The sequence below is a fragment of the Streptomyces sp. ITFR-16 genome (assembly GCF_031844705.1).
Lineage (GTDB): Bacteria > Actinomycetota > Actinomycetes > Streptomycetales > Streptomycetaceae > Streptomyces.
The window spans coordinates 5340146-5365175 of the sequence record NZ_CP134609.1 but is presented as its reverse complement, the minus strand read 5'-3'; the positions used below and the strand labels follow the sequence as shown (position 1 = coordinate 5365175).

Below are 25030 nucleotides of genomic sequence, written 5' to 3'. Positions count from 1 at the left end.
GCGGGGGCGGCGGAGCCGGCGAAGGAGTTGCGGAACGATCTCGATGCGGCAACGGAGGGCTGGATTCCGGCGGAATATCAAGGTCAGGACACGATGTCCTTACGGCTGAACCCCCGGAAGGCGAGAGCGAACAGGATCAGGGCATACGTCACCGAGACGGCTGCGCCCTTGGCCATGCCGCCCCATTCGAGGTCGGGCTGGAGGGCGTCGGCCCAGGCGAACTGCCAGTGGGCGGGCAGGAAGTCGCGCCAGGAGCCGAGTGCGGTGACCGCGTCCAGGACGTTGCCGACGATGGTCAGCCCGACCGCTCCCCCGACCGCCCCGAGCGGGGCGTCGGTCTTCGTCGACAGCCAGAACGCCAGCCCCGCGGTGACGAGTTGCGAGACGAAGACGAAGGCGACGACGAGGGCGAGCCTCGGCACGGTGTCGCCAGTCGCCAGCGCGCCTCCGGTGGGCAGTTCGAGCGGGCCCCAGCCGTACGCGGCGGCGCCGGCGGCCAGGGCGACGAGCGGGAGCAGCACCATCGCGGCGAGGCTGAAGCCGAGCGCCACGACGAGCTTGCTCCACAGCAGCCTGGCCCGGGGCACGGGCGCGGCCAGCAGGTAGCGCAGCGAGGACCAGCTCGCCTCGGAGGCCACGGTGTCGCCGCAGAACAGCGCCACCGGGACGACGAGCAGGAAGCCGGCCGAGACGAACAGGCAGGTCGCGGCGAAGTTCGCGGCGGACGCGGTCGCGGTGTCCATCAGGGTGATGCGGTCGCCGCCGCCGGGCCCGCCGTCCGGGGTGCCGCCGATCGCGAACGCGATGATCAGGACGAACGGCAGGGCGGCCAGCACCCCGCCCATGAGCAGGGTGCGCCGCCTGCGCAGCTGGCGCACCGCCTCGACGCGCAGCGGCAGGGTGTGCCGGGCGCGGTAGCCGGGCGCCTCGGGGGCCTCGGTGGCCTCGGCTGCGGTACTCATGCGGAGCCTCCGGAGATCAGGGTGAGGAACGCGTCCTCCAGGCGGCGGTGCGGTCCGACGCCGGTCAGCGGCACGTCGAGCCGGACCAGTTCGGCGATCAGCTGCGGCGGGGTCACCCCGTCGAGCCGGACCAGCAGCCCGTGCCCGTCGTCCGTGCGGACGGCGGATCCGATGCCGGGGAGGGCGGCGATCTTCTCCACGAGGGGTTCGGTGAGTTCGTCCGCCGCGGTGACGAGGAGCATGTCGCCTGAGCCGGTGATCTCGGCGACCGGTCCGGCCTGGACGAGCCGGCCCCGGTCCATGACGACCAGATGGGTGCAGGACTGTTCGACCTCGGACAGGAGGTGGCTGGAGACGATGACGGTACGGCCGCCTGCCGCGTACCGGATCATCACGTCCCGCATCTCGCGGATCTGGGGCGGGTCCAGGCCGTTGGTCGGTTCGTCGAGGATGAGCAGGTCCGGCATGCCGAGCATGGCCTGCGCGATGGCGAGGCGCTGGCGCATGCCCTGGGAGTAGGTGCGGACGGCGCGGGCCAGTGCGTCGCCGAGTCCGGCGATCTCCAGGGCCTCCTCCAGGTGCGCGTCCTCGGCGGGACGCCCGGTGGCCTGCCAGTACAGCTCCAGGTTGGCGCGGCCGGACAGATGCGGCAGGAATCCGGCGCCCTCGACGAAGGACCCGACCCGGGAGAGCACGGGCGCGCCGGGCCGGACGGCCCGGCCGAAGACGCGGATCTCGCCGTCGTCGGGGGTGATGAGCCCCATGAGCATGCGCAGGGTGGTGGTCTTGCCGGCACCGTTCGGCCCGAGGAGCCCGAGCACCTGGCCCTTCTCGACGCGGAAGGACAGGTCGCGCACGGCATAGCGGTCGGCGGACTTGGCGTACTTCTTCGACAGGCCGGTGATCTGCAGCGGTACGTCGGCGAGCGCGGGGTCCGGTGCCGGGGTGGCGCCGTGGCGGCGGGCGGTCAGCAGCAGGGCGGCGGCGATCACGAGGGCGGCGGCCGGCAGCCCCCAGGTCCACCAGGGCAGGGCGGCCGACGCGGTGGTGAGCGCGGGGGCGGTGGGCAGGGACAGGGGTCCGTCGAGGGAGACGGTGTACGTGGTCGGCGCGGCGGGTGACGCGTAGCCGAGGTCGGTCGCGGCGAGGACGAGGCGGAGCCGGTGGCCGGAGTCGAGTTCGTGGTCGACGGCGGGCAGCGTCAGCTCCAGGGGCCTGCCCTGCCGGTCGGGGGTGATCCGGTAGGGGGCGACGAGCTGGGAGGGCAGCACCTGCTGCTTGCCGTCCGGCGAGACGTCGTAGACCTTGCCGAACAGGACGGCGTCGCCCTGGCCCGCTTTCACGGTCACGCGGACGGTCGGTGAGCCGGTGACGCGGCGCGCGGTGGTGAGCGGGGCGGAGTCGAACCGGGCGTGCTGGCCGGGGAAGTCGATGGAGAGGCCGACGCCGAGGGTGGACAGCTGGGCGAGTCCGCCGCCGACGCCGGGGACGGCGGAGACGGCCTGCGGGCTGCCGCCGGCGGGGTTGTCGAACGTCTGCGTCCCCCCATGCAGTTCGACGGTCTCCCGGCCGCTGCGCAGCCCCGGATAGGTGTCGCTGCTCGCGCCCCGGGTGAGGGCGGCGCCGTCGGTGGAGTCGATGCCGCCGGTGCGGGTGACACGGAAGCCGGGGCCGGTGTCGGCGCCCTTGTCGTCCTTGAGGTAGCGGTCGAACCAGGCTCCGACGCGCCGTTGCACCCGGTCGGTCTCCGGGTCGCCGCCGTCGTGCCCGCCGGCGATCCAGTCGACGGCGACGGGGGCGCCGTTGGCCTCGATGGCCCTGGCCATGGCGTCGGCCTGGCCGAGGGGGAAGAGGGAGTCGGTCTGCCCCTGGACGATGAGCGCGGGGACCTTGATGCGGTCGGCGACGGCGCTCGGGGAGCGTTCGGTGAGCAGGGCGCGGGCGGCGGCGTCCGGCTTGCCGCTGACGGCGACGCGCTCGTACATCTCGCAGAGCCGCTTCTCGAAGTTCCCGCAGCCGCCGCCGGTGGTGACGAAGATCCCGGCCCAGAGCTTCTTGAACACCCCGTCGGGGAACAGCGCGTCGGCGAGGTTCCAGTAGGTGATCTCCGGGGCGATGGCGTCCACGCGCCGGTCGTGTCCGGCGGCGAGGAGGGAGACGGCGCCGCCGTAGGAGGCGCCGGTCACGCCGACCCGGGGGTCCCCCTTCGCGTCGAGCCGCACCTCGGGCCGTTGCGCGAGCCAGTCGATCAGCCGGGAGACGTCCCTGACCTCGCGGTCGGGCGCGTTGAGCGAGATCCTGCCTCCCGACGTGCCGAAGCCGCGCGCGGACCAGGTCAGCACGGCGTACCCGCCGGCGGCCAGCCGCTCGGCCTGGGCCCGGGTCTCGGCCTTGCTGCCGCCGAAGCCGTGGCCGATGAGCACGGCCGGGCGGCGCCGGGTGCCGCCGTCGGTGAAGTACGAGGTGTCCAGGGACACCCCGTCGACGCGCATCATCCGGTCCTCGCGGTGCACGGCCGGCGCGCTGTCGTCGGCCACGGCGGTCCAGGTGCCCGCCCCGGCCAGCACGACGAGCGCGGCGACACCCGCGGCCCACCGCCCTCGCCTGCGGGGCAGCAGCCGCCGCCACCGGGACGTACGCGCAATAGGGGTCTCCATGTCCCGAGCCTAAGCGGCCCGCCACCCCGCCCACGCTGCCGCCAGGGGGAACTGCCGGGCCTCCTCAAGGCGTACGGCACGGGGCCGGCGTACTCCGGCTGCGGTATGCCGCGCACGGGCCGTTTATTGCGTCGCGTGCCGTCCGGCGGGCTGGAACGCTGCTGCCATGGAACATGCGGAGGTACTGCTGATAGGCGGGCGCGCGGGCGTCGGGAAGACGACTGCGGCCTGGGAGGTGTCGGCGCAACTGCGGGAGGCCGGGGCCGCGCACGTGGTCGTCGACGGCGACTCGCTCAACGCGGTGCATCCCGCGCCCGAGGGCGATCCGCACCGCGCGCTGATCACCGAACGGAATCTGACGGCGGTGTGGGCGAACTACGCCGCTCTGGGGCTGCGCCGCCTCGTCTACACCAACACGGTCAGTGTGCTGGCCGGTTCGGCGGGCATGTTCGAGCGCGCGATGGGCGCCGATGTGCGGATCGTACGGGTGCTGCTCACCGCGTCCGACGAGACGGCCACCGAGCGGCTCACCGGCCGCGAGCTGGGTTCCGAGCTGGAGCACGAGCTCAGGAGCAGCGCCCGCAAGGCCCGGCTGCTCGACGAGCAGGCACCGCCGGACGCCGTGCGGGTGGCGACGGACGGGCGGAGCGTGGTGGACATCGCGCGGGAGATCGTGTCCGTGACGGGGTGGGCCGGCTGACTAGGGCCCGTCCGGCAGCGGGGTGCCCGGTGGGGTCGGGTACGGGGACTCCTCGGGGAGGAGCCGGGTGGCCGCTGCCTCATTGCCTGCCCTGAGCAGGTCGTGTGTCTCGCGGGCGAGCGGGGTGACGTCGCGGATCTGGACCGTCCACTCGTCCGCGTAGCGCCGCGCCGCCTCGCCCGACAGGCCGAGTTGGAGGGAGCGGTGGGGCAGGCGGTTGAGGTGCAGGTCGCGTTCGGGGTCCCACTGGACGCGGGCGGGGGCCCGGCGCAGGTCGCGCTGCCAGGTGGCGCGGTCGGGGTGGACGCCCCTTTCGTAGTGGGAGAGTTCGGCGTGGGACAGGGCCCAGTCGAAGCCCTCGCGGGTGATCTCGACGGCGAGGACGGTCTCCTGGCCCTCCTTCGTGGCCCAGCCGCAGCGGTACATCATCCACAGGAAGCTCGGCTTGATCCACGTCATGCGGTCCCGCTTCCAGGCGGGCGGGAAGCGGCCGTCGCGGGCGGCGGGCAGGCCCAGGGACGGGGGGTACGCCTGGTAGACGGTGACGGTCGTGTCGGTGTGGAGCGCGCGGATCTGGTGCGTCGGCAGGGTCGGTGCGGTCATGCGCCCATCCCAGCACCGGGGACGCGCGGCAGGCCAACGGGTTTTCCGACGCGGTGTCATGCGCGGCTGCTGACATTCGTCATACGGAGGTGAGGACACCTGACTCTGCCGGGGACCGGGGTCCGCGGGCCAGTCTTTACCCATCGGAAGCGGGCGCCGCAGGGGCCTCGCCGAGACGGGAGGAACCCCTCATGAGCAGCCCGGCCGCCACTCTCACCGCACCTGTCGCGGCGCCCGTCGCCGGCACCCCGGCCGAGGCCGCCGCGTTCACCCCGCGCAGGGCGCTGCTGGACAGCCTGATGCCGCTGCTGGTGGATGTCGGGGTGCCGCTCGTCTCGTACTACGTGCTGAAGGCCGCGGGTCTGGGCACGTTCGGCGCGCTGGCCTGGAGCAGTGTGGTGCCGGCGGTGCGGACCGCGTGGGGTGTGGCGCGGGACCGGCGGCTCAACGCCCTTGCGGCGCTGATGGTGTCGGTCAACGCGGTGGGGCTGCTGCTCAGCCTGGTGGCCGGTGACCCCCGGCTGATGCTCCTCAAGGACAGCGCGGTGAGCAGCACCATCGGTCTGGTGGTCCTGGTGACGGCGCTGCGGGGCAGGCCGATGATGACGGCGGGGCTGCGGCCGTGGCTGACGCGGGGCGAGGCCGTCAAGTCGGCCGCCTGGCAGCGGCTTTCGACGGAGTCGACGGCGTTCCGCAGGGCCGAGGTGCGGTTCTCGGCGGTCTGGGGCGCGGCGCTGGTCGCCGAGTGCGCGGTGCGGGCCGTGGGCGCGTACACCCTGCCGGTCGAGACGATGGTGTGGGCCGGCACGGTCGTCCTGGGGGTCGCGATGGTGCTGGCGTTCGTCGTCTCGGGCCGGATCGCGGTCGCCCCGATGGAGCGGATGATCGAGGACGCCGCCGCCGAGGAGCGCTGAGCGCCCGGCACCCTCCCCGAGAACACCGCAGGGCCGCCCCGGGGGAGCGGCCCTGCGGTCATGTCGCGCGTCCCTGGTCAGTGGTTACGGGGGAACCCCAGGTCCACGCCGGCGGGGGCGTCGGCCGGGTCCGGCCAGCGGGTCGTGGTGACCTTGCCGCGGGTGTAGAAGTGCACGCCGTCGTTGCCGTAGATGTGGTGGTCGCCGAAGAGCGAGTCCTTCCAGCCACCGAAGGAGTGGTAGCCCACCGGCACCGGGATCGGGACGTTGATGCCGACCATGCCGGCCTCGATCTCCAGCTGGAAGCGGCGGGCGGCGCCGCCGTCGCGGGTGAAGATCGCGGTGCCGTTGCCGAACGGCGAGGCGTTCATCAGCGCCACGCCCTCCTCGTACGTGTCCACGCGCAGTACGCACAGGACCGGGCCGAAGATCTCGTCCTTGTACGCGTCCGAGTCGGTGGAGACGTGGTCGAGGAGGGAGAGGCCGATCCAGTGGCCGTTCTCGAAGCCCTCGACGGTGTATCCGGTGCCGTCGAGGACGACCTCGGCGCCCTGGGCCGCCGCGCCGGTGACATAGGAGGCGACCTTGTCGCGGTGGGCGGCGGTGATCAGCGGGCCCATCTCGGACGTCTCGTCGTTGCCCGGACCGATCTTGATCTTCTCGGCGCGCTCCTTGATCCGCGCGACGAGGTCGTCGCCGACCGCGCCGACGGCGACGACGGCGGAGATCGCCATGCAGCGCTCGCCCGCCGAGCCGTACGCGGCGGAGACCGCGGCGTCGGCGGCGGCGTCCAGGTCCGCGTCGGGCAGCACCAGCATGTGGTTCTTCGCGCCGCCGAGGGCCTGGACGCGCTTGCCGTTGGCGGAGGCGGTGGCGTGGATGTAGCGGGCGATCGGGGTCGAGCCGACGAAGGAGACGACGGAGACGTCCGGGTGGTTCAGCAGGCCGTCGACGGCGACCTTGTCACCGTGCAGGACGTTCAGCACACCGTCCGGCAGACCGGCCTCGGAGGCCAGCTCGGCCAGCAGATTGGCGGCCGACGGGTCCTTCTCGCTGGGCTTGAGCACGAAGGTGTTGCCGCAGGCGATGGCGAGCGGGAACATCCACATCGGCACCATGGCCGGGAAGTTGAACGGCGTGATGCCGGCGACGACACCGATCGACTGGCGGATCGAGGAGACATCGACCCGGTTGGACACCTGGGTGGACAGCTCGCCCTTGAGCTGGGTGGTGATGCCGCAGGCCAGCTCGACGATCTCCAGACCGCGGGCCACCTCGCCGAGCGCGTCGGAGTGCACCTTGCCGTGCTCGGCGGTGATCAGCGCGGCGATCTCGTCGCGGTGGGCGTCCAGCAGCGCGCGGTAGCGGAAGAGGATCGCGGTCCGCGTGGACAGCGAGGACGTGCCCCACGTCGCGTACGCCGCCTTCGCCGAGGCCACCGCCGCGTCGACCTCCTCCGGGGAGGCCAGCGCGACCTGGGTGGTGACGGCTCCGGTGGCCGGGTCGGTGACCGGGCCGTAGTTGCCCGACGCGCCCTCGACGGTCTTGCCACCGATCCAGTGGTTGACGGTCTTCATGCTGTGACTCCTTCAGAGGTGGCGGCGTCGGTCGGCGACGTGACGTTCGTACTCTTCCCGGGCTTCTACCGCCGACGGGCGAGTGGCCGTTTCGGCTACGGGAACATCCCACCACGCCTGTGCGGGAGGGGGCCCCGACACTGTGTCGGGCGTTTCGGTCTCGACGTAGACACAAGTGGGACGGTCCGCGGCACGCGCCTCGGCGAGCGCTTCGCGCAGCTCGCCCACCGTCCCGGCGCGCAGCACCCGCATCCCGAGCGAGGCGGCGTTCGCCGCGAGGTCGACGGGGAGCGGGGGGCCGGTGAAGCCCCCGTCCGGCGCACGGTGCCGGTAGGCCGTACCGAAGCGCTCGCCGCCGGTGGACGCGGAGAGGCCGCCGATCGAGGCGTAGCCGTGGTTCTGCAGGACGACGAGCTTGACGGGCAGGTTCTCCTGGACGGCGGTGACGATCTCGGTGGGGTTCATGAGGTACGTGCCGTCGCCGACGAGCGCCCAGACGGGGCGGCCCAGGGCGGCGAGCCGGACGCCGATCGCGGCCGGGATCTCGTAGCCCATGCAGGAGTAGCCGTACTCCACGTGGTACTGGTCCGGGGAGCGGGTCCGCCAGAGTCTGTGCAGGTCGCCGGGGAGCGAACCGGCGGCGTTGATCAGGATGTCCTCGTCGGTGACCAGCTCGTCCAGCAGACCGAGGACCTGGGTCTGGGTGGGGCGGGCGCCCGGGTCCGGGGTGGCGAAGGCGGCGTCGACGCGCCGCTCCCAGCGGGCCTTGGCCTTTGTGTACTCGCTCTCGTACGCCGCGTCGGTGCGGAAGTGGCCGGCGGCCAGGGCGGTGGTGAGGGCCTCGATCGCGGTGCGGGCGTCGGCGACGAGCGGGAGTGCGGCGAGCTTGTGGGCGTCGAAGGCGGTGAGGTTGAGGTTGAGGAAGCGGACGCCGGGGTTCTGGAAGAGGGTGGCGGACGCGGTGGTGAAGTCGCTGTAGCGGGTGCCGATCCCGATGACCAGGTCGGCGGTGCGGGCCAGGTCGTCGGCAGTGGCGGTGCCGGTGTGGCCGATGCCGCCGACGTCGGCGGGGTGGTCGTGGCGCAGGGAGCCCTTGCCGGCCTGGGTGGAGGCGACGGGGATGCGGGTGGCGGCGGCGAACGCGGCGAGGGCCTCCTCGGCCGCGCTGTGGTGGACCCCGCCGCCCGCGACGATCAGCGGGCGCCGGGCGGCGCGCACCGCCCGCACCGCCCGGTCGAGCTCGTCCGGGTCGGGCGCCGGGCGGCGTACGTGCCAGACGCGCTCGGCGAAGAACTCCTCGGGCCAGTCGTACGCCTCGGCCTGGACGTCCTGCGGCAGGGCGAGGGTGACCGCGCCGGTCTCCGCCGGGTCGGCGAGAACCCCCACGGCCCGCAGCGCGGCCGGGATCAGCGCCTCGGGTCGGGTGATCCGGTCGAAGTAGCGCGAGACGGGCCGCAGGCAGTCGTTGACGGAGACGTCGCCCGCGAACGGCGTCTCCAGCTGCTGGAGCACGGGGTCTGCGGGGCGGGTCGCGAAGGTGTCGCCGGGCAGCAGCAGGACCGGGAGGTGGTTGACGGTGGCGAGGGCGGCGCCGGTGACGAGGTTGGTGGCGCCGGGGCCGATGGAGGTGGTGACGGCGTGCGCGGAGAGCCGGCCGGACTGGCGGGCGTAGCCGACGGCGGCGTGCACCATGGCCTGTTCGCTGCGGCCCTGGAAGTAGGGCATGGCGGACCCGGTCTCCAGGAGCGCCTGGCCGATGCCCGCGACGTTGCCGTGGCCGAAGATCCCCCAGGTGGCGCCGATCAGCCGGTGGCGGCGGCCGTCGCGCTCGGTGTACTGGCGGGCGAGGAAGGCGATCAGGGCCTGGGCGGTGGTGAGCCGGCGGGTCTGCGGCGAGGTCATGCGCGGGCCTCCGGTCCGGGGAGCGGGAGCCGGGGGTCCACCGGCTGGTCCGGCCAGGTGTCGCGGATCCAGGCGTGGTCGGGGTGGTCGCTGATCAGCCACTCCCGCTCCCCCGGCCCCGCCATCACGTTGAGGTAGTACAGGGTGCGGCCGGGCGGGGCGATGGAGGGGCCGTGCCAGCCGTCCGGGATGAGAACCGTGTCGCCGCTGCGGACCTCGGCGAGGACGTCCGTACCGCCGGGCCGGGAGGGCGACACGCGGTGGTAGCCGAGGCCGCCGTCCTCCACCTCGAAGTAGTAGATCTCCTCCAGGACCGATTCCTCGCCCGGGCGGTGCTCGTCGTGCTTGTGCGGCGGGTAGGAGGACCAGTTGCCCCCGGGGGTGAGGACCTCGACGGCGATCAGCCGGTCGCAGGCGAAGGCGTCGGCCGCGGCGAAGTTGTGGACCTGCCGGGAGCAGGGGCCGGAGCCGCGCAGCTCGACGCGTACCTCCGGCGCGGGGCCGTAGCGAGCGGGGAGTCGTCGCTCGCACTTCGCTCCTGCCAGGGCGAAGCGGCCGCCTGCGCCGGAGGCGATCTGTGCGTGGGCGTCACGCGGCACGTACGCGAAGTCGGATACCCCGCTGAACACGCTTCTCCGGCCCAGCAGTTCAAAGATCTCATCTGCGATCTGCACCGTACAGCCACCGGTCAACGGCAGTACGATCCACTCGCTCTCTCCGGTGACAAGTGTGTGAACACCTCCCGGCTCCAGCTCCAGCACGCGCAGCCCGGACCGGTCCCAGCCGGCCCGTTCGGGGCCGATGTCCAGGGCGTAGGGGCCGTTCGCCGTGGAGCCGGCGGGCAGGTGGTGGCGCGTTTCTCCGGTCATGGTCATGCCCCTTCCCCGTCGGCGGCGCCCGGTTCGAGCAGCGAGACGGCGGTGTCGACGGCGGCGGTGACGTCCCCGTCGGCCGGGTAGAGCAGCGAGCGCCCCACCACAAGGCCCCGGACGGTCGGCAGCCGCAGCGCGGCGCGCCATTTCCCGTACGCCGCGTCCTGGTCGTCGCCCACCTCGCCGCCCAGCAGGACGGCGGGCAGCGTCGAGCTCTCCATGACCCGTGCCATGTCCTCGGGCCGCTCGGTGACGGGCACCTTGAGCCAGGTGTACGCGGAGGTGCCGGCCAGCCCGGAGGCGATGGCGATGGCGGTGCTGACGGCGCCGGCGCTCAGGTCGTTGCGGACCTTGCCGCCGGTGCGGCGGCAGAGGAAGGGCTCGACGAAGACCGGCAGCCGGTGGGCGGCCATGGCGTCGATGGCGCGGGCGGTGGTGTGGAGCGTGTCGAGGGAGCCGGGGTCGTGGTAGTCGATGCGCAGCAGGAGCTTCCCGGCGTCGAAGCCGAGGCGGGCCAGGTCCTCGGGGCGGTGGCCGGTGAAGCGGTCGTCCAGTTCGAAGGCGGCGCCGGCCAGCCCGCCCCGGTTCATCGAACCGATGACGACCTTGTTCTCCAGGGCGCCCAGGAGCAGCAGGTCGTCGAGGATGTCGGCGGTGGCGAGGACGCCGTCGACGCCGGGGCGGGAGAGGGCGAGGCAGAGCCGTTCGAGGAGTTCGAAGCGGTTGGCCATGGCCAGTTCGCGTCCGCCGACCGCGAGCGCGCCCCGGGCGGGGTGGTCCGCGGCGACGATCATCAGCCGGCCCCGGCCGGTGACGAGCGGCCGTCTGGTGCGCCGGGCGGCGGCTTCGGCGACGGCCTCGGGGTGGTGCATGCGCAGCCCGACGAGGTCGGACAGCCCGGCGGCCGCAGGGGTCATGTGGCGGCTCCGGCGGGGCGGGAGGTGACGGCGCCCTCGGCGAGAGCGGCCTCGACCTCGGACGGGAACGGCATGGCGGAGGAGCAGGCGAGGCGGGAGGCGACGATGGCCCCGGCGGCGTTGGCGTACCGCATGACGCGGGCGATCTCCCAGCCGGCGAGCAGTCCGTGGCAGAGCGCGCCGCCGAACGCGTCGCCCGAGCCGAGGCCGTTGACCACCTCGACGCGCAGCGGCGGGACATCGGCGACCGTGCCGTCGCGGTGGACGGCGAGGACTCCGGCGGGGCCCTGTTTGACGACGGCCAGCTCGACGCCCGCTTCGATCAGCGCGCGGGCCGCCGCGTACGGCTCGCGCTGGCCGGTCGCGATCTCGCACTCGTCGAGGTTGCCCACGGCGACGGTGGCGTGCGCGAGGGCCTCGCGGTAGCGGGCGGGGGCCGCGCCGGGGCCGGACTCCTGCCCGGTGTCCCAGAACATCGGCCGCCAGTCGAGGTCGAAGACCGTGAGCCCGGACCGGTCGCGGGCGCGCAGGGCCGCCAGCGTCGCCGTCCGGCTCGGTTCGGCGCACAGCCCGGTGCCGGTCATCCAGAACACCCGGGCGGAGCCGACGGCTTCCAGGTCGAGTTCCCCCTCATGGATCTCCAGGTCGGGGGCCTTGGGCTGCCGGTAGAAGTAGAGGGGGAAGTCGTCGGGCGGGAAGATCTCGCAGAAGGTGACCGGCGTCGGGTAGGCGGCGACGGGGGTCACCCACCGGTCGTCCACGCCGAACTCCCGCAGCTGCTGGTGGAGATAGTCGCCGAAGGGGTCCTGGCCGGTCCGGGTCACCACGGCGGCGCGCCGGCCGAGCCGGGCCGCCGCGACGGCCACATTGGTGGGCGAGCCGCCGAGGAACTTCCCGAAGGTGTCCACCCCGGCCAGGGGCAGACCGCTCTGCAGAGGGTAGAGATCCACCCCGATGCGCCCCATCGTGATCACGTCGTACGGCTCAGGCATTCAGCGTCCCTTCGACTGCCGGTCCGGGGCCGGCTGCCGTGGCGGCCGGTCTCCGGTCTAACTCCTGCCCGGGACCGCTGTCAATAATTTGTACGGACATACGGACGAATGCTTGACACTCGTCTCCCGGGCCCCCGAGGCTGGCCGGTATGACCTCATCCGCGTCCGCCCCGGCCCGTATCCGTATCGGCTCAGCGCCCGACTCCTGGGGGGTGTGGTTCCCCGACGACCCGCGGCAGGTGCCCTGGCAGCGGTTCCTCAACGAGGTCTCCGCCGCAGGGTACGAATGGATCGAGCTCGGTCCCTACGGCTACCTCCCCACCGACCCGGCCCGCCTCCTCGACGAGACCCGCAGCCGCGGGCTCACCGTTTCGGCGGGCACCGTTTTCACCGGATTGCACCACGGTCCGGACCTCTGGGACCGGACCTGGGCGCATGTCGCCGCCATCGCGGCCCTCACGCGGGCGATGGGCGCGGACCATCTGGTGGTCATCCCGTCCTTCTGGCGCGACGACAAGACCGGCGAGGTGCTGGAGGACCGCACGCTCACGGCCGGGCAGTGGCGCCACCTCACCACCCAGACCGAACGGCTGGGGCGCGAGGTGCAGGACCGCTTCGGACTGCGGATCGTCGTCCATCCGCACGCCGACACCCACATCGACAGCGAGGAGAACGTCAGCCGCTTCCTCGACGCCACCGATCCGGACCTGGTCTCGCTCTGCCTGGACACGGGGCACTACGCCTACTGCGGCGGCGACAGCGTCAAGCTGATCGAGACCTACGGCGAGCGGATCGGCTATCTGCATCTCAAGCAGGTGGACCCGGAGATCCTGGCCGACGTGGTCGCGAACGAGGTGCCGTTCGGGCCCGCCGTGGCGCGCGGCGTGATGTGCGAACCGCCGGGCGGGGTGCCGGCCCTGGAGCCCGTGCTCGCCGCCGCCCGCCGGCTGGACGTGGACCTGTTCGCCATCGTCGAGCAGGACATGTATCCGTGCCCGCCCGACCGCCCCTTCCCGATCGCCCGCCGCACCCGGGAGTTCCTCCGCTCCTGCGGCGGCCTGCCGCCGGCCGCCTGACACCCGGACGGGCTCGTCCGCCCGACACCCGGACGGCTCCGGCAGTGACGTGACGGCGGTGCGGGGTGTTGTCCCGGTGAGAAGCCCACCCCCACCGTGCGAGGAGTACGTCACGTGATCCGTCAGAAGTCGCCGTTCCGCCGGAGGGCCGGAGCCCCGGCCGCCCCCGGCCGCACCGCCCCCGCTCTCGCCCTGACCGTCCCCGCCCTGGTCACCGCCGCCCTGGTCACCGCGCTCGCCGTGGCACCGGGCGCCTCGGCCGACGCGAACGATGTGCCGCCGGCAGGCTCCAGCCCCGTGTGCGCCTTCTACGACGGCGACGACCTGACCCTGTTCGGTGAACAGGGCGACCGCGTCTTCCAGGTGCAGTGCATGCTGGCCAACCGGCGCTATCTGCCGTGGGAGGCGGTGGACGGCACCTTCGGCCTGGTCACCCTCGACGCCGTCCGGCGCTTCCAGTCCGAGCACCCGCCGCTCGTACCGGACGGCCTGGTCGGCGCGGACACCTGGGCCGCCCTCTGGCGCGGGACCGGCACCACCGCGTAACAAGTCGCGCCCGCGTAACGGTTCGCGCCCGTGTGACGGTTCGCGCCCGCGCGGCCGTCGGCTTGTCGGGGCAGCGGTCCCCCGCACAACACCGGGCTCACGCGTCTCACCAGGCGTGTGGGCCCTCCGGTGCCTCTTCCCTTCCGCACGCCCCTTTGGGCGCAATGCATGCCTTCTGTCACAGAGATCACCTCCTCGTCACACATATCTCCGTTACGCGGGTTTTCCGTCACAGGCGCTCGACAGCCCCACCCCGTCCTCACCGGCCGTCGTTCACCACAGCACAGGCTGAGTGATCGTCAGCGTCCGCGCCGCAGCTCCCCCGACGGCCCCCAGGCCGCCGCTGCGGTGCAGAGAGGTGGCTCTTATGACGGACAAAGCGCTCTGGTCCTACAAGGACATCGCCGCGCACATCCGGGTGCAGCCGGACACGGTCCGCTCCTATCGCAAACACGGGCTCCTCCCGTCACCGGACCACGTGGAGAGCGGTAAGCCCTATTGGTACGCGGACACCATCCGGGCCTGGGTCGCCGCCCGCCCGGGCAACCGGGGCCGCCGGGACTGACCGGCGTCCCCCCTTTTCCCCTTTCCGCCAGGCCCCGTACGGCGAGCGACACCCACTCGTCGCCGTACGGGGCCTTCCCCCTGTCCGGCCCCCGCTCAGGCCCCGCTGGTGACCCTGTCCCGCTCGGGCGCGGGTCCGGGGGCCTCCGGCGGCTCCGGGGTCTCCGGGTGGGCCGCCGCCTCGCCCTCGCTGAGGCCGAAGCGGCGGTGGAACGCCCTCAGGGGTGCCGGCGCCCACCAACTCGCCCGGCCCATCAGCTTCATCACCGACGGAACCAGCAGACTGCGGACCACCATCGCGTCCATCAGCACGGCGAGCGCGATCCCGAGGCCCAGCATCTTGGTGTTCGTCACCCGTGACGTCCCGATGGCCACCATCACGACCGCCAGGATCACGGCCGCCGCGGTGATCAGCCCGCCGGTGTGCCGCAGCCCGAAGCCCACCGCGTGCTCGTGGTCGCCGGTCCTGTCGTACTCCTCCTTGATCCGGGAGAGCAGGAACACCCCGTAGTCCATGGAGAGGCCGAAGGCGACGCAGAACATGAGGACCGGCAGCGTCGTCTCTATGTCCCCGGTGCTGGTGAAGGACAGCAGCCCGGACAGATGCCCGTCCTGGAAGACCCAGACGACCGCTCCGAACATCGCCGTGAGACTCAGGGCGTTGAGCACGACGGCCTGGACCGGGATCAGCACGCTTCCGGTCAGCAGGAAGACCAGCAGCAGGGTGACGACGGCGATGATGCCCACCGCCCAGGGCAGCCGGTCGGCTATGGCGGCCTTCGAGTCGACCAGCACGGCGGCCGTCCCGGTCACGGAGGTGTCGAAGGGGGCGGGCTCGGCACGCAGATCCTTCACAAGACGCTGCGCCTGCTCGCCCACCGGCTCCCCGTCCCCCAGCACGCTGAAGTAGGCGGACTCCCCCTCGACGGCCGGGCCGTCCACCCGCAGCACCCCGGGCAGGCCGGCGATCCGGCCCCGGTACTCGGCGAGCTGGGCGGGGGTCGCGTCGCCCTCGGCGAGAACGTCGAGGCCCCCGCCGGGGCTGCCGGGGAAGCCGTCCCTGAGGTGCTGCTGCACCACATGCGACTCGGCGGCGGCCGGGAGCTGGCGGTCGTCCGCCGTACCGAACTTGACTCCGAGGAAGGGCAGTCCGAGCAGCACCAGGCCCACGCTCGTGGCGACCGCGAACACCGGTGCCCTGCGCATCACCAGGGCCGAGAGCCGGCCCCACCCCTTGCCGGCCCCGTCCGCAACGGCCCCGCCCTCGCCGGACCCGATCCCGCCGGCCCCCTCCTCGGTGCGCGGCTTGCCGCGCCCCCGCCGCAGGAGCTTGCGCAGGTCCAGGGAGTTGACCCGGGGGCCGAGGAGCATCAGCGCGGCCGGCAGCAGGATCAGCGCGGCAGCGGCGGCCAGCAGCACCACGGCGATCCCCGCGTAGGCGAAGGAGCGCAGGAAGTACTGCGGGAAGACCAGCATCGCGGCGAGCGAGACCGCGACGGTCAGCGCGGAGAACAGCACCGTCCGCCCGGCCGTGCGCAAGGTCGCCCCCACCGCCTCCCGTGTCCCCGCGCCCGAGGCCAGCTCCTCGCGGAACCGGCGCACGATGAACAGGGCGTAGTCGATGGCGAGTCCGAGGCCGAGTGCCGTGGTGAGGTTCTGGGCGAAGACCGAGACATCGGTGAACTCCGTGATGCCGCGCAGCACGGCGTTGGTCCCGAGGATGGCGACGATGCCGACGCCCAGGGGCAGCAGGGCGGCGATCGCGCTGCCGAAGACCATCACGAGCAGCAGCAGGGTGACCGGCAGCGCGATCATCTCGGCTCTCAGCAGGTCGTCCTGGATGATCGTCTGCATCTCGTGCTGCACGGCCACGGGCCCGCCGATCGAGACGTCCACCGGCCCGTGCGCCCCTCGGTATGCCGGGGCTATCCGGTCCAGCACCTCCCCGGTCGCCTTGTCGTCCCCCTCGATCCGGGCGGCGATGAGGGCCTGCCTGCCGTCCTCGGCGCGCAGGGCGGGCGCCTTGTCCTGCCAGTACGAGCCGACGCCGACGACGTCCTTCTCGGCGGCCAGCCGCTCGGTCAGGCGGGCCGCCTCGGCGGCCACGGCAGGGTCGTCGACCGAGGCGGTGCCGCTGTCGACGAGCAGCAGGAGGTTGGGCTGGGAGGCGGGGAACTCGCGCTCCAGCGCCTTGGTGGCATAGGTCGACTCGGCGTCCGGGGCCTGCCACCCGCCGCTGCCCATCCGGTCGGCCACCCCGCTGCCCGCGAAGACCGCGAGCACGGTGATCACCAGGGCCGCCAGCAGCGTGAGCCGTGGGCGCGCGGTGACGAAGCGGGTCCAGCCCCCGAGGCGCTGCGGGCTGTTGACTTGAGGCATGGTGCGATGTCCCCTTTTCCCCGGATCCGGGCGCACAGGGCGGCAGCACGGAGCGACCGCACAGGGCAGCATGGATCAGTCGTTGCCACATACACTGGCAAACACGAGTCCTCGCTCGCGTTTCATAAGAATGCGAGCGACCGCTCGCGTTTGTCAACCGCACACGAAAGCTGGGGATACACCGTGTCGGAGGCCAGAGCGGAAGGCTCCGGGGACACCGGAGCCACGGAAGCCACCGGAGCGGCCGGAGCCGCACGCGCCGCCGGGGCCGCGAAGAGCCCCGAGCGCCGCACCGGGACCGGACGGAAGGCCGGGGGCGGAGAGGACGCGCCCGCGCAGGCCCGGCCGAGGCGGCGCCAGGCCCGCGGCGAGGCCCGCATCGCCCAGCTCCTCAAGGCCGCGGCCAACGTCTTCTGCACGACGGGCTACACGGCGGCGAGCACCAACGCCATCGCCCGCGAGGCCGGGGTCTCGCCCGGCACGCTCTACCAGTTCTTCCCGAACAAGGAGGCCATCGCGGTCGAGCTGGGCGACCAGCTGCTGACCCGCTGGCGGGAGACCTACGGGGCGGCCTTCCTGGCCGACCATCTCGAACTGCCCCTCGACCGGATGCTCGACGCCACCCTCGACCCGCTGATCGCGTTCAACTGCGAGAATCCGGCCTTCACGGTCCTGATACACGGCTCCGAGATCCCCGGGGCGGTCACCCAGGACCACGACGCGGTGCACACGACGATGCTCTCCCGCGTCGAGGCGGTTCTCGCCGGATACCTGCCGGACACCCCTCCCGCCGAGGTCGCCCGGGTCGCCACCATGATCTTCACCCTCTTCAAGGCGGCACTGGACGTGATCATGGCGCACGAGGGCGAGGAGCGGGAGGCGTACATCCGGGAGCTGAAGACGATCCTCCACCGCTACCTCGAACCGATGATCGGCGACCGCGCCGCGGGGTCCCTCCCGGCGAGCGCACCCTCGAATGGCGGATAGCGGCCGGGGCCGCTCGCATTCATACCCCCTAGGGGTATAAAGTGTGGAGGGTGGAGGTGCACCGGCCTTCCCGGAAGACCCATGGGCCCCTGCCGCCACACCCATTTGTGCTCGTCGAAGAGGAGAACACGATGACCGCCGAGACCCAGCTCCCCCAGGCGACCGGCTCCTGCTGCTCGCCCAGCGGCTCCTGCCACGACGCGGGCACGGCGGCCGAGCAGGGCGGCGTGACCGCGGTCTACCAGGTGACCGGCATGACCTGCGGGCACTGCGAAGGCGCCGTCTCCGAGGAGCTCTCCGCCCTTGAGGGTGTCACCTCGGTGAAGGCCGTGGCGTCCACCGGGCAGGTGACGGTGGTCTCCCGCACCGCCCTGGACGACGAGGCCGTGCGCGCCGCCGTCGACGAGGCGGGCTACGAGCTCGCCGGCCGCGCCTGACCGCATCGGGATCCACTCCACCCGCACCACCCCTTTGCCGCCGGGCCGGACCGACCAGCAGATACTGGTGGGGCACGGCCCGGTCGGCGTTTCAGGAGTTCGGACATGCACAGCGCAACAGAGGCCGAAACCCCGGCAGCGGAGAGCTCGGAAGCCGAGTTCACGATCGGCGGGATGACCTGCGCCTCCTGCGCGGCCCGCGTCGAGAAGAAGCTGAACCGGATGGACGGGGTCACCGCCACCGTCAACTACGCGACCGAGAAGGCGCGGGTCTCCTTCGGGCCGGGGACCGGTGTCGCGGACCTGATCGCCACCGTCGAGAAGACGGGCTACACGGCCCGCCCCGTGCACCGCGCCGCGCCGGCACCGCCCGCCCCCGCGCCACCCGGTCCGCCGCCCACGCGCCCCGCACCGGCCACCACGGACGCCCCGAGCGCTTCGGGCACCCTTCGAGCCCCGCAGGCACCGCAAGCCCCGCAGGCACTGCAGGCCCCGGAAACGCCACGCGCACCGCACACCGCGGACGCCGCACGCGCGTCACGCACTCCGCAGACCCGGCCCGCCGCAAACACCCCCGGCGACAATTCAGACGCCCCCGACACCGCCCTCGCCTCCCTGCGGCAGCGGCTCACCGTCTCCGCCGTCCTCGCCGCCCCGGTCGTCGTACTGGCGATGATCCCGGCCCTCCAGTTCGACAACTGGCAGTGGCTCTCGCTCACCCTCGCCGCCCCCGTCGTGATCTGGGGCGGGCTGCCCTTCCACCGCGCCGCCTGGACCAATCTGCGGCACGGCGCGGCCACCATGGACACGCTCGTCTCCGTCGGCACCCTCGCCGCCTTCGGCTGGTCGCTGTGGGCGCTGTTCCTCGGGGACGCCGGAATGCCCGGCATGCGGCACGGCTTCGACCTCACGGCCTCCCGCTCGGAGGCTTCGTCGACCATCTATCTGGAGGTCGCGGCGGGCGTCGTCACCTTCATCCTGCTGGGCCGCTATCTGGAGGCGAGGTCCAAGCGGAAGGCGGGTGCCGCCCTGCGGGCGCTGCTGCACCTGGGCGTCAAGGACGTCGCGGTGCTGCGCGACGGCACCGAGGTGCGCATCCCGGTCGACGGCCTCGCCGTCGGCGACCGCTTCGTCGTGCGCCCCGGCGAGAAGATCGCCACGGACGGGCTCGTCGTCGAGGGCAGCTCGGCGGTGGACGCGTCCATGCTCACCGGCGAGTCCGTCCCCGTGGACGTGGGCGCCGGCGACGGGGTCACCGGCGCCACCGTGAACGTCTCCGGCCGGCTCGTCGTCGAGGCGACCCGCGTCGGCGCCGACACCCAGCTCGCCAGGATGGCCCGGCTCGTCGAGGACGCGCAGAACGGCAAGGCCCAGGTACAGCGGCTGGCCGACCGGATCTCGGCGGTCTTCGTCCCCGTGGTCCTGGTGATCGCCCTGGTCACCCTGGTCGTGTGGCTGCTGGTCACGGACGACGTGACGGCGGCGTTCACGGCGGCCGTCGCCGTCCTGATCATCGCCTGCCCCTGCGCCCTCGGACTCGCCACCCCGACCGCCCTCATGGTCGGCACAGGACGCGGCGCCCAGCTCGGCATCCTCATCAAAGGCCCCGAAGTCCTGGAGACCACCCGCCGCATCGACACCATCGTGCTGGACAAGACCGGCACCGTCACCACCGGCCGCATGACCCTCCAGACCATCCACACCACACCCGGCACCACCGAACACGACACACTCCGCCTCGCCGGCGCCCTCGAACACGCCTCCGAACACCCCATCGCCCAAGCCATCGCCACCGCAGCCACCGACCTCACCGGCACACCCCACCCCACCCCCGAGGACTTCACCAACATCCCCGGGCTCGGCGTCCAGGGCATCGTCGAGGGCCACACCGTGCTCGTCGGGCGGCTCCGGCTGCTGACCGACGCCGGAATCGAGGTTCCGGACGCTCTGGCCGCCACTGTGACGGACGCCGCATCCCAGGGACGTACCGCCGTCATGGTCGCCTGGGACGGCGAGGCACGGGGTGTCCTCGAAGTCGCCGACGCCGTCAGGGAGTCCAGCGCAAAGGCCGTCGCCGACCTCCGCCGGCTCGGTCTGACCCCCGTCCTGCTGACCGGTGACCACCGGGCCGTGGCGGAATCGGTGGCCCGCGCGGTCGGCATCGACGAGGTGCGCGCCGAGGTGCTGCCCGAGGAGAAGGCGCACGTCATCCGGGGTCTGCAGGCTCAGGGGCGGGCGGTCGCCATGGTCGGGGACGGGGTCAACGACGCCGCCGCGCTGGCCACCGCGGACCTCGGCCTGGCGATGGGGACCGGCACCGACGCCGCGATCGAGGCGAGCGATCTGACGCTGGTTCGTGGAGATCTGAAGGTGACCGCCGACGCCATCCGTCTCTCCCGCCGCACCCTCACCACCATCAGGGGCAACCTTTTCTGGGCATTCGGCTACAACGTTGCTGCTCTACCCCTTGCGGCATTTGGCCTGCTCAGCCCTATGATTGCAGGAGCGGCGATGGCGTTCTCATCTGTCTTCGTCGTGACGAACAGCCTGCGCCTGCGGTCCTTCACGTAACTTCCACAATGAGATTCAGATCACATCGGTTTCAGGGTAACCATTCGATGGGTTCGCGAGTCTTAGAGTGCGATGCCAAGGATGTCTTGGGGGACGTCCGGTGGAGCGTCTTGGGGGATGCTCCGGGCAAGCGTGGGCCGGGGCACGTACACCGGGGAGCTTTGAGCGGCCCTCCCGTCGGTACGTACCCCGGCAGACCGCAGGTCGTGGGCAGCAGGAGAGAAGAGCAGGACCGCAGGACAAGCAGGACCGAGGAACCCAGGAGCTACGGCTCCCACAGAACGCCCGGCCGGATCCCGTGGGGGGAATCCGCTCCGGGATATGGGAAGCGCCTCGCTGTCGGCCCGTGGGGGGATCGACGGCGGGGCGCTTCTCGCTTTCCGGGAGGACCCCGGCGTACGGAGAAGGTGCCCCGGACAAGCAAATCGCCCCGGACACCGCGCTCTGTGCGAAAGCGCGGTAGTCGGGGGCGAAGGCAACCGGCCGTCAGGGCCGGGGCGGTGCGGGGGTGGTGCGGGGCTCAGCGGCCCTCGACCGGGACGAAGTCGCGCAGGACCTCACCGGTGTAGATCTGGCGCGGGCGGCCGATGCGGGAACCCGGCTCCTTGATCATCTCGTGCCACTGGGCGATCCAGCCGGGGAGGCGGCCGAGCGCGAAGAGCACGGTGAACATCTCGGTCGGGAAGCCCATGGCGCGGTAGATCAGGCCCGTGTAGAAGTCCACGTTGGGGTAGAGGTTGCGCGAGACGAAGTACTCGTCGGAGAGCGCGTGCTCCTCCAGCTTGAGCGCGATGTCGAGCAGCTCGTCGGACTTGCCGAGCGCGGACAGCACGTCGTGGGCGGCGGCCTTGATGATCTTGGCGCGCGGGTCGAAGGACTTGTACACCCGGTGGCCGAAGCCCATCAGGCGGACGCCGTCCTCCTTGTTCTTCACCTTGCGGATGAAGGAGTCGACATCGCCGCCGTTGGCCTGGATGCCTTCCAGCATCTCCAGCACGGACTGGTTGGCGCCGCCGTGCAGGGGGCCCCACAGCGCCGAGATGCCGGCGGAGATCGAGGCGAACATGTTCGCCTGCGAGGAGCCGACCAGACGCACGGTGGAGGTCGAACAGTTCTGCTCGTGGTCCGCGTGCAGGATGAGCAGCTTGTCGAGCGCGGAGACGACGACCGGGTCCAGGTCGTACTCCTGGGCGGGGACCGAGAAGGTCATCCGCAGGAAGTTCTCGACGTAGCCGAGGTCGTTGCGCGGGTAGACGAACGGGTGACCGATCGACTTCTTGTACGCGTAGGCCGCGATGGTCGGCAGCTTGGCGAGCAGGCGGATCGTCGAGAGGTGGCGCTGCTCCTCGTCGAACGGGTTGTGGCTGTCCTGGTAGAACGTGGACAGCGCACTGACGACCGAGGACAGCATGGCCATCGGGTGGGCGTCGCGCGGGAAGCCGTCGAAGAAGCGCTTGACGTCCTCGTGCAGCAGCGTGTGCTGGGTGATCTCGTTCTTGAAGGTCGACAGCTCGTCGACCTTCGGAAGCTCACCGTTGATGAGCGTGTACGCCACCTCGAGGAACGTCGAGCGCTCGGCGAGCTGCTCGATCGGGTAGCCGCGGTACCGCAGGATGCCCTGCTCGCCATCGAGGTAGGTGATGGCCGATTTATAGGCAGCGGTGTTGCCGTATCCGCTGTCCAGCGTCACCAGACCGGTGTTCGCCCGGAGCTTCCCGATGTCGAAGCCCTTGTCGCCGACGGTGCTGTCGATCACCGGGTAGGTGTACTCGCCATCGCCGTACCGCAGTACTACAGCGTTGTTGGTGTGCTCGCTCACGTCATCCCTCACCGACGTAGTGCCTCTTCTTCGAGGTTCCCTGACTGTCTCCACCCTCCCCCATTTGGCTCAGGAGAGTGCACTCGGGGTCGTCCATTGGACCTACTCGCGGCACTGAGTGCCGCGAACTTATTCATCCTGCCCCCTTGACTGCGGTTGCGGAAGACCTCCGTGATGTTTCCCACCGATTTGATCGATCATTTTTTCGGCAGATCCTCCTTCCACACCTCCCCGCAGCCGGTAATCCAGCGCTGTGCAACGCCTGCCTGCGGAAACCGTGCGGACCGCCTGCCCGATCGCCTGCCGCGAGCCGACCAGGACGACGAGCTTCTTCGCCCGCGTCACAGCCGTGTAGAGCAGGTTCCGCTGGAGCATCATCCAGGCGCTCTTCGTCACGGGGATGACGACTGCCGGGTACTCGCTGCCCTGGGAGCGGTGGATCGTCATGGCGTACGCGTGCGCCAGCTCGTCGAGCTCGTCGAAGTCGTAGCCGATCTCCTCGTCCTCGTCCGTGAGCACGGTCAGCTTCTGTTCGTCGACGTCGAGGGCGGTGACCACGCCGACGGTGCCGTTGAAGACGCCGTTCTCGCCCTTGTCGTAGTTGTTGCGGATCTGGGTGACCTTGTCGCCCACCCGGAACACCCGGCCGCCGAACCGCTTCTCGGGCAAATCCGGGCGGCCGGGCGTGATCGCCTGCTGGAGCAGACCGTTGAGATGGCCCGCACCGGCCGGGCCACGGTGCATCGGGGCCAGCACCTGGACGTCGCGGCGCGGGTTCAGTCCGAACTTGGCCGGGATACGGCGGGCCGCCACGTCCACCGCGAGCACCCCGGCGTCCTCCGTCTCGTCCGCCACGAAGAGGAAGAAGTCGCTGAGCCCCTGGGTGAGCGGCGGGATACCGGAGTTGATCCGGTGGGCGTTGGTGACGACGCCGGACTGCTGGGCCTGGCGGAAAATGGTGGTCAGCCGGACCGCCGGGACGGGCCCGCCGTCGGCCAGCAGATCCCGCAGCACCTCCCCCGCGCCGACCGACGGCAGCTGGTCCACGTCCCCGACGAGCAGCAGATGGGCACCGGGTGCCACCGCCTTGACGAGCTTGTTGGCGAGCAGCAGATCGAGCATCGACGCCTCGTCCACGACGACCAGATCGGCGTCCAGCGGGCGGTCCCGGTCGTACGCCGCGTCGCCGCCCGGTTTCAGTTCGAGCAGCCGGTGCACGGTGGAGGCCTCGGCCCCCGTCAGCTCGGAGAGCCGCTTGGCCGCCCGCCCGGTCGGCGCGGCCAGCACCACCTTGGCCTTCTTGGCGCGCGCCAGCTCCACGATGGACCGGACAGTGAACGACTTCCCGCAGCCCGGCCCGCCCGTCAGCACGGCGACCTTCCGGCTGAGCGCGAGGCGCACGGCGGCCTCCTGCTCGGGCGCCAGGCTCGCGCCGGTACGGCCCGCGAGCCACTTCAGGGCCTTGTCCCAGTCCACGCCCCCGAAGGCCGGCATCCGCTCCTCCGGCGTCCGCAGCAGCCGCCGCACCTGGGCGGCGAGCGCGATCTCGGCCCGGTGGAAGGGCACCAGATAGACGGCGGTGACCGGCTCGCCGCCCTCGGGCGAGGGCACCTTCTCCCGTACGACGCCCTCCGGGTCCTCGGCCAGTTCGGCGAGGCACTCGATGACAAGCCCGGTGTCCACCTGGAGCAGCTTCACCGCGTCCGCGATCAGCCGCTCCTCGGGCAGGAAGCAGTGGCCCTGGTCCGTGGACTGCGACAGCGCGTACTGGAGCCCGGCCTTGACCCGTTCCGGGCTGTCGTGCGGGATGCCGACCGCCTGGGCGATCTTGTCGGCGGTGAGGAAGCCGATGCCCCAGACGTCGGCGGCCAGCCGGTAGGGCTGGTTCTTCACGACGGAGATCGAGGCGTCCTCGTACTTCTTGTAGATGCGGACGGCGATCGAGGTCGAGACACCGACGCCCTGGAGGAAGACCATGACCTCCTTGATCGCCTTCTGCTCCTCCCAGGCGGCGGCGATCATCTTCGTCCGCTTCGGACCGAGGCCGGGGACCTCCACGAGCCTCTTCGGCTGCTGCTCGATGATGTCGAGGGTGTCGACGCCGAAGTGGGTGGTGATCCGGTCGGCCATGACGGGGCCGATGCCCTTGATCAGACCGGAACCGAGGTAGCGGCGGATGCCCTGGATGGTGGCGGGGAGGATCGTCGTGTAGTTCTCGACGGTGAACTGCTTGCCGTACTGGGAGTGCGAGCCCCAACGCCCTTCCATCCGCAGCGACTCCCCGGGCTGCGCCCCGAGCAGCGAGCCGACGACGGTCAGCAGGTCGTTGCTCCCCCGCCCGGTGTCGACGCGCGCGACCGTGTACCCGTTCTCCTCGTTGGCGTACGTGATCCGTTCGAGCACGCCTTCCAGGACGGCCAGGTTCGGTGTGGAGGACGTGGAAGGCGTGGAGGACATGCCCGTGACGGTACCGGGCGGCGCCGACATCGCGCCGTCCGCCGGCCGGCCAACGCCCTCGCGGGAACCGGCGGTGCGCGCCCCGCCGTCGGAAGGGG

Annotated in this window: 19 protein-coding genes; 8 read left to right on the top strand and 11 right to left on the bottom strand. The window is 71.9% G+C overall.

Features of this window, described 5'->3' with window-relative positions:
- Positions 1 to 83: 83 nt before the first annotated feature.
- Both RLT58_RS23760 and RLT58_RS23755 read right to left on the bottom strand, forming a co-directional pair.
- On the bottom strand, positions 84 to 962 hold the full coding sequence (locus RLT58_RS23760) for an ABC transporter permease (protein ID WP_311312392.1): 879 nt from the start codon (positions 960 to 962) through the stop codon (positions 84 to 86).
- Positions 959 to 3619, bottom strand: a complete 2661-nt coding sequence (locus RLT58_RS23755; RefSeq protein WP_311312391.1) for an alpha/beta fold hydrolase — start codon at positions 3617 to 3619, stop codon at positions 959 to 961. The genes RLT58_RS23760 and RLT58_RS23755 overlap by 4 nt, the downstream gene beginning before the upstream one ends.
- A gap of 166 nt (positions 3620 to 3785) precedes the next feature.
- Between RLT58_RS23755 and RLT58_RS23750 the strand changes: the two genes are divergently transcribed.
- Complete coding sequence (locus tag RLT58_RS23750; protein WP_311312390.1) at positions 3786 to 4319, top strand: nucleoside/nucleotide kinase family protein; 534 nt, start codon at positions 3786 to 3788, stop codon at positions 4317 to 4319.
- Here RLT58_RS23750 and RLT58_RS23745 read toward each other — a convergent pair whose 3' ends face one another.
- Positions 4320 to 4922: a DUF4291 domain-containing protein gene (locus RLT58_RS23745; protein WP_311312389.1), complete on the bottom strand. Its 603-nt coding sequence runs from the start codon at positions 4920 to 4922 to the stop codon at positions 4320 to 4322.
- A gap of 191 nt (positions 4923 to 5113) precedes the next feature.
- On the opposite strand from RLT58_RS23745, the gene RLT58_RS23740 reads away from it, so the two are divergent.
- Entirely contained in the window at positions 5114 to 5836 is a 723-nt protein-coding gene (locus RLT58_RS23740) for a VC0807 family protein (RefSeq protein WP_311312388.1), read from the top strand.
- A gap of 77 nt (positions 5837 to 5913) precedes the next feature.
- Here the strand turns inward: RLT58_RS23740 and RLT58_RS23735 are convergent, their stop codons facing one another.
- Genes RLT58_RS23735 through iolC form a run of 5 tightly spaced genes read right to left on the bottom strand, consistent with a single transcriptional unit; the run spans position 5914 to position 12096 of the window.
- Positions 5914 to 7413, bottom strand: a complete 1500-nt coding sequence (locus RLT58_RS23735) for a CoA-acylating methylmalonate-semialdehyde dehydrogenase (protein WP_311312387.1) — start codon at positions 7411 to 7413, stop codon at positions 5914 to 5916.
- A gap of 12 nt (positions 7414 to 7425) precedes the next feature.
- The gene (iolD, locus tag RLT58_RS23730; RefSeq protein ID WP_311312386.1) at positions 7426 to 9315 is read right to left on the bottom strand and encodes a 3D-(3,5/4)-trihydroxycyclohexane-1,2-dione acylhydrolase (decyclizing); all 1890 of its coding nucleotides are present in this window, start codon (positions 9313 to 9315) and stop codon (positions 7426 to 7428) included.
- Positions 9312 to 10190, bottom strand: a complete 879-nt coding sequence (gene iolB, locus RLT58_RS23725; protein WP_311312385.1) for a 5-deoxy-glucuronate isomerase — start codon at positions 10188 to 10190, stop codon at positions 9312 to 9314. Before iolB ends, iolD begins: the two co-directional genes overlap by 4 nt.
- On the bottom strand, positions 10187 to 11104 hold the full coding sequence (locus tag RLT58_RS23720; RefSeq protein ID WP_311312384.1) for a Cgl0159 family (beta/alpha)8-fold protein: 918 nt from the start codon (positions 11102 to 11104) through the stop codon (positions 10187 to 10189). Before RLT58_RS23720 ends, iolB begins: the two co-directional genes overlap by 4 nt.
- On the bottom strand, positions 11101 to 12096 hold the full coding sequence (iolC, locus tag RLT58_RS23715; RefSeq protein ID WP_311312383.1) for a 5-dehydro-2-deoxygluconokinase: 996 nt from the start codon (positions 12094 to 12096) through the stop codon (positions 11101 to 11103). The genes RLT58_RS23720 and iolC overlap by 4 nt, the downstream gene beginning before the upstream one ends.
- 149 nt (positions 12097 to 12245) lie before the next feature.
- On the opposite strand from iolC, the gene RLT58_RS23710 reads away from it, so the two are divergent.
- The 3 genes from RLT58_RS23710 to RLT58_RS23700 all read left to right on the top strand — a co-directional run bounded on the left by RLT58_RS23710 (position 12246) and on the right by RLT58_RS23700 (position 14283).
- Positions 12246 to 13172 carry a sugar phosphate isomerase/epimerase family protein gene (locus RLT58_RS23710; RefSeq protein ID WP_311312382.1) on the top strand — a complete coding sequence of 309 codons (927 nt, stop codon included), beginning with the start codon at positions 12246 to 12248 and terminating at the stop codon, positions 13170 to 13172.
- Between the two features lie 114 nt (positions 13173 to 13286).
- The gene (locus tag RLT58_RS23705; protein WP_311312381.1) at positions 13287 to 13718 is read left to right on the top strand and encodes a peptidoglycan-binding domain-containing protein; all 432 of its coding nucleotides are present in this window, start codon (positions 13287 to 13289) and stop codon (positions 13716 to 13718) included.
- A gap of 367 nt (positions 13719 to 14085) precedes the next feature.
- Entirely contained in the window at positions 14086 to 14283 is a 198-nt protein-coding gene (locus tag RLT58_RS23700; protein WP_311312380.1) for a helix-turn-helix transcriptional regulator, read from the top strand.
- Positions 14284 to 14378: 95 nt separating this feature from the next.
- Here RLT58_RS23700 and RLT58_RS23695 read toward each other — a convergent pair whose 3' ends face one another.
- Positions 14379 to 16661 carry an MMPL family transporter gene (locus RLT58_RS23695; protein ID WP_311312379.1) on the bottom strand — a complete coding sequence of 761 codons (2283 nt, stop codon included), beginning with the start codon at positions 16659 to 16661 and terminating at the stop codon, positions 14379 to 14381.
- 183 nt (positions 16662 to 16844) lie between these two features.
- On the opposite strand from RLT58_RS23695, the gene RLT58_RS23690 reads away from it, so the two are divergent.
- The 3 genes from RLT58_RS23690 to RLT58_RS23680 all read left to right on the top strand — a co-directional run bounded on the left by RLT58_RS23690 (position 16845) and on the right by RLT58_RS23680 (position 20656).
- Positions 16845 to 17648: a TetR/AcrR family transcriptional regulator gene (locus RLT58_RS23690; RefSeq protein ID WP_311312378.1), complete on the top strand. Its 804-nt coding sequence runs from the start codon at positions 16845 to 16847 to the stop codon at positions 17646 to 17648.
- A gap of 131 nt (positions 17649 to 17779) precedes the next feature.
- Positions 17780 to 18085: a heavy-metal-associated domain-containing protein gene (locus RLT58_RS23685; RefSeq protein ID WP_311312377.1), complete on the top strand. Its 306-nt coding sequence runs from the start codon at positions 17780 to 17782 to the stop codon at positions 18083 to 18085.
- Between the two features lie 105 nt (positions 18086 to 18190).
- A complete protein-coding gene (locus tag RLT58_RS23680; RefSeq protein WP_311312376.1) occupies positions 18191 to 20656 on the top strand; it encodes a heavy metal translocating P-type ATPase in 2466 nt (821 codons plus the stop codon).
- Between the two features lie 520 nt (positions 20657 to 21176).
- Here the strand turns inward: RLT58_RS23680 and RLT58_RS23675 are convergent.
- The gene (locus RLT58_RS23675; RefSeq protein ID WP_266361410.1) at positions 21177 to 22475 is read right to left on the bottom strand and encodes a citrate synthase; all 1299 of its coding nucleotides are present in this window, start codon (positions 22473 to 22475) and stop codon (positions 21177 to 21179) included.
- Positions 22476 to 22604: 129 nt separating this feature from the next.
- Positions 22605 to 24932, bottom strand: a complete 2328-nt coding sequence (locus RLT58_RS23670) for an SF1B family DNA helicase RecD2 (RefSeq protein ID WP_311312375.1) — start codon at positions 24930 to 24932, stop codon at positions 22605 to 22607.
- Positions 24933 to 25030 lie beyond the last annotated feature (98 nt).